The following is a 4,492-nucleotide window of genomic DNA, read 5'->3' on the forward strand; positions in this document are numbered from 1 at the left end:
CGCTCGACGTCGGCCCAGCGGGCGGCCCGCCGCCCGCCGAGGACGGCCGCGCACTCGGCGCGCAGCTTCTCCTGCTCGCCGGGGTGCTGGGACAGCAGCAGGCAGGCCCAGGTGAGCGTGGCGGCGACGGTCTCCGTGCCGGCGGCCAGCACCGTGACGACCTGGTCGTGGATCTCCGCGTCGGACAGCCCCGGCCCGCCGTCCTCGTCCCGCGAGGCCAGCATGACCGACAGCAGATCGCCGCGGTCCGCCCCGTCGCGCGGGCGGGACGCGACGATCCGCTCCACGGTGCCGCGCAGGTGCCGCAGCGCGCGCTGGTGGCGGACGTTGGCCGGGAGGGGCACGCGGCGCAGCGCCGGGGGCATGAACATCTGGCGGAAGAACCCGCTGAAGGCCGTCTCGAAGGAGCGCCGGATGCCGTCGACGGCTGCTTCGTCGACGTGGGCGCCGAACAGGGTGCGGGTGACCGTGCGCAGCGAGAGCGCGTACAGGACGGGGTACGCGTCGATGACCTGGCCGGGTCCCCAGGAGTCGGTGAGGGCTGTGATCTCCTGCTCCATCACCTCGGCGTATTTCTCCAGCCGGGTGCGGTGGAAGGCGGGTTGGAGGAGTCTGCGCTGTCTGCGGTGGTCCTGGTGCGGGCAGGTGGCGACGCCGTTGCCGGCCATCGCGCGGGCCCTGTCGTAGTACGAGCCGCCTTTGTCGAACGTGCGGTCATCGGCCAGCACCTGCCGCAGCAGTTCGGGGTGGCAGGGCACGTACGCGCGGGTCCGCCCGAGCCGGATCTCCACGAGGTCGCCGTACGCGGGGAGTTCGGCGAGGAACGCGGTGGGGCGGCGCAGCAGCGGCCAGATGTGCCCCAGCCCGGGAAGCGCGCCGGGGGCCGAACCGTACGTGCAGGGCGATGTGTTCACCAGGTCCTCCTTCACCGGGTGGCGGCGCACGCCGTTCCCTCCTGGGGGACTGCGTACCGTTCGGACCGCACCGACCAGTCGAGATTTCCGCGCATCCAGCACTTCATCCCGTGCGTCAGGGAGTTCAGCGCCGCTCTCTCCGCTTCCGTGACGCCGAGCCATCCGGCGCAGATTCGCTCCAGTTCGGCCTCCGCCGCGCGGAAGGAACGGATGTCGTCGGCGACGCGCGCGTAGATGTAGTCCACCGACTCCTGTGCGCTCAGGCCGAGTTCGCGCCGTACGACCAGGACGCCGTTGGTGGTCTCGCCGATGGCCAGCTCCTTCTTCAGCGACACCACGTCGTTGACCCAGACGACGACGTCGGCGGCCTTGTTGGCCATCGTCCGCAGCTGTTCCGTCTCGTGGAGCAGCGGCGGGACCTCCAGCCCCGTGGAGAACTCCAGCAGGTCCAGGCACGCGGTGATGGAACCGGAGGCGCGGCGCAGCTGTACGTACGCGTCGAGGGACGGCGTGTGGCGCTGCCGCCGGTTCAGCGCCTCGTACTGGAAGGCGCTGACGAAGTGCGTCACGTGGGTGATGAAACGCATGCGCCAGCAGAGGCTGCGACCGGGGGCGATGCTCCGCCATACGTGCGCGAGCAGCCGTACGAGCGGTGAGTTGATGCGGCCCTCCCACTCCCCCGGCCCCGGCTCCGGCTCCGGCTCCGGCTCCGGCGGGAGCGCTGCGAGCACTTTGCGTATGGCTGCGGCATGTCCGGCCGGGGTCCGCGGGCCGCGGCGATCGAAGTAGTCGTCGATGGCGAAGAGCCAGGAGAACCACCCTGCCAGCGGAACGGCACTGTCGGCGCGCAGGTCGGGGTAGGCGCGTGCGATGAGGTCGCCCGCGCGGACAGCGGCCAGCCTTTCGCGCGCCGCCGGGCCGTTCACCAGGCCGTAATCCTGAGCCCAGTTGACGACCATGTCGTTGAGGGATCCTGCCTCGACTGCCGCGCGGGAGGGGAGCTGGTAGATGGGGTGGAAAGGCTCGGGCCGGATTCTCAACTGCTGTAATTCTTCAATGCGATTCGTCATATCCCTTTGCTGCACGTCCCTTTACTGCGCGTCCCTTTACTGCCTTCGCCCCGGCGGACGAAGGACGGGATGAGGAGCGTTGCGGGTGAGGCCGTCATGTGCTGGACCTTCAGGAACCGTCGGTACAGGGTGGGGTCGTCGGGTATGCGACGCAGGAAGCGGTGGAGCATCCGCCGCGAGAGGGCGGCCGTCAAGGGCACCCCCTCTGTTCTCCACCCCAGGTCGAGGCTAGATGTCAGCAGCCAGGGGAAGCGCAGGGTACGAGCGGCGCGCCGCTGGAAATTCCGGTAATCACCCTCACTGTCAAGGGAGTTGAGCTCCCGTCCCAGAAGTACGGCCTGCATCGCGGCGACGGTCATGCCGTGCCCGTACAGCGGGTTGAGGGAGCACAGCGCGTCGCCCAGCACGACGAGGCCGCCGGGCCAGGGGCGGAGCCGGTCGTAGCGGTGCCACTGGCCGCCGAGCCCCGCGTACCGGTGGACGGGCCCGAGCGGCTGGGCCGCCGCCACGATCTGCCCGATGTGCGGATTGGTGAGCGAGGCCGCGTACTCGGCGAACCCGCCGGGGTCGGTGGGCGCCATCTCGCCGTCCGCGCCGAACAGGCAGACCAGCCAACGCCGTTCCTCTATCGCGAGGACGGCTCCGCCGCGGCGCGCCGCCGGGGCGAGGGTGGCCTGCAAGGACGCCTGCCAGTCGGGGTCGGTGGCGGCGGCGTCGCGCCGGTAGACGCGGGAGGCGTACGAGAGCCCGGCGTCGACGCTGAGCGCGGCGGGGGCGGGGAGTCCTGCGTCGGTCAGCCACTGCGGGAGGCGGGAGTGACGGCCGGTGGCGATGACGACGAGGTCGGCGGGGAGGGTGCGGTGCGATGGGGGTTGAGCGGGGCCGACCGCCGTACGGACGCGGATACGGACGCCGGTGACGCGTCGGCGCCCGGCGTCGAGAACGAGCCCGTCGACGTGGGTCCGGTCGGCGAGAGCGACCACAGGCAAAGCCAGTACGCGACGTCGAATGGCGGCGTCCAGCAGCGGCCGGCTGAAGGTCTGGAGCGGGATGCCCGTCGTGACGCGCGGGGACCATCCCGTGGGGTACAGCATCGGGAAGCATCCGAAGTCGGACAACGGAGCGCCGTGCGCGGCGAGTTCGGCGCGGAGGCCGGGGAAGAGCCGCTCAAGGATTTCCGCGCCGCGCGCCAGGAGCGCGTGGGGGTGGCGGCTCTGCGGGGTCCCCTTGCGGTGGGCGGGCCCTGCGCCGGGGTCGATACGGTCCGCTTCGATGACGGTCACCGCGTCGAAGCGGCGGGCGAGGACTCGGGCCGCGACGAGCCCGGCGTACCCTCCTCCCACCACGACGGCGTGCCCGTGCCCGTGCCCGCTTCCGTGCCCTGTGCTCGACGACCGTCTGGCCTCGGCGCTGTGCATGCCTTCCGCCACCGCCTCTCATGAGGGCAGGGGCCCCGGGCGGGCGGGCGCGCCGCGCGTGGCGGGCTGCCGACCGGCCCGGGGCGAGTGACGTTCACCGAAGGCTTACCCACCGTGCCGAGGCCGTAGACGGGTTACGGAAGGACGGCGTCCCCTCCGGCGGCCGGGGGGAGCGCGCTCAGACGCTCAGGCGCTCAGAACAGCGCGTCAGGCTCCGCCGTACCGCCGCCGCTGACGCCGCTGACGCCGCGTTCGAAGTCGAGGAGCCGTCGCTTGCGGTCGAGGCCGCCGCCGTAGCCGGTGAGGCTGCCGGTGGAGCCGACGACGCGGTGGCAGGGGACGATGATGCTGATGGGGTTCTTGCCGTTCGCGAGGCCGACCGCGCGGGAGGCTTTCGGTGCGTCGATACGGTCGGCGAGCTGCCCGTACGAGATCGTCTCGCCGTACGGGATGCGCTGGAGCTCGCTCCAGACACGGCGCTGGAACGGGGTGCCGTCCAGGTGCAGCGGCAGGTCGAACTCCGTGATCTCGCCCGCGAAATAGGCGTTCAGCTGGCGCACGGTCTCGGTGAAGGGCGTGTCGTCGGGTGCGCCGAAGGTCTCCTCGGGCGGGAGGTGGCGCTGCTCGGTCATATAGAGGCCGCAGAGGGTGTCGTCGGCGGCGACGAGGGTGAGGGGGCCGTAGGGGCTGTCGAGGCGGGTGTGTACGCGCATGGGTGCGTTCTTCCGATGGGGGCGGACGGAGACCGGTGAGGGGCGGGGCCGGGCGATCACCCGGCGGGGATGCGGTTGATGGCGTGATCGTCGGCAGACCAGAGGTACTGGACGGCGTACGCGCGCCAGGGCCGCCAGGCGGCGGCGTGCCGGGTGAGGGCGGCCGGGGTGGCCGGGAGCCCGAGCTCGGCTGCCGCGCGGCGGACCCCGAGGTCGGTCGGCACGAAGGCGTCGGGGTCGCCGAGGGCGCGCATGGCGATGATCTCGGAGGTCCAGGGCCCGATGCCGGGCGTGGCGTCGAGGCGTCCGCGGGCGGCGGGCCAGTCGCTGCCGACTCCGAGGGCGAGGTCGCCGGAGGCGAGGGCGGAGACCATGGC

The 4,492-nt window shown here is 72.1% G+C and carries 4 protein-coding genes and 1 pseudogene; all 5 read right to left on the reverse strand.

Annotated elements, in window-relative coordinates; genetic code table 11:
* A partial coding sequence (locus ACFU99_RS34380) for a cytochrome P450 (RefSeq protein ID WP_384399730.1) occupies nucleotides 1–914 on the reverse strand: 914 nt, incomplete at its 3' end.
* A gap of 11 nt (nucleotides 915–925) precedes the next feature.
* Nucleotides 926–1,984 carry a hypothetical protein gene (locus ACFU99_RS34385; protein WP_384399733.1) on the reverse strand — a complete coding sequence of 353 codons (1,059 nt, stop codon included), beginning with the start codon at nucleotides 1,982–1,984 and terminating at the stop codon, nucleotides 926–928.
* Nucleotides 1,981–3,414 carry an FAD-dependent oxidoreductase gene (locus tag ACFU99_RS34390; RefSeq protein ID WP_384399736.1) on the reverse strand — a complete coding sequence of 478 codons (1,434 nt, stop codon included), beginning with the start codon at nucleotides 3,412–3,414 and terminating at the stop codon, nucleotides 1,981–1,983. The genes ACFU99_RS34385 and ACFU99_RS34390 overlap by 4 nt, the downstream gene beginning before the upstream one ends.
* A 182-nt stretch (nucleotides 3,415–3,596) precedes the next feature.
* Entirely contained in the window at nucleotides 3,597–4,115 is a 519-nt protein-coding gene (locus ACFU99_RS34395) for a methylated-DNA--[protein]-cysteine S-methyltransferase (protein ID WP_384399738.1), read from the reverse strand.
* A 56-nt stretch (nucleotides 4,116–4,171) separates the two neighbouring features.
* Nucleotides 4,172–4,492, reverse strand: a pseudogene (locus ACFU99_RS34400) (DNA-3-methyladenine glycosylase); the annotation flags it as partial.

The sequence above is a fragment of the Streptomyces sp. NPDC057654 genome (assembly GCF_042800135.1).
GTDB lineage: Bacteria > Actinomycetota > Actinomycetes > Streptomycetales > Streptomycetaceae > Streptomyces.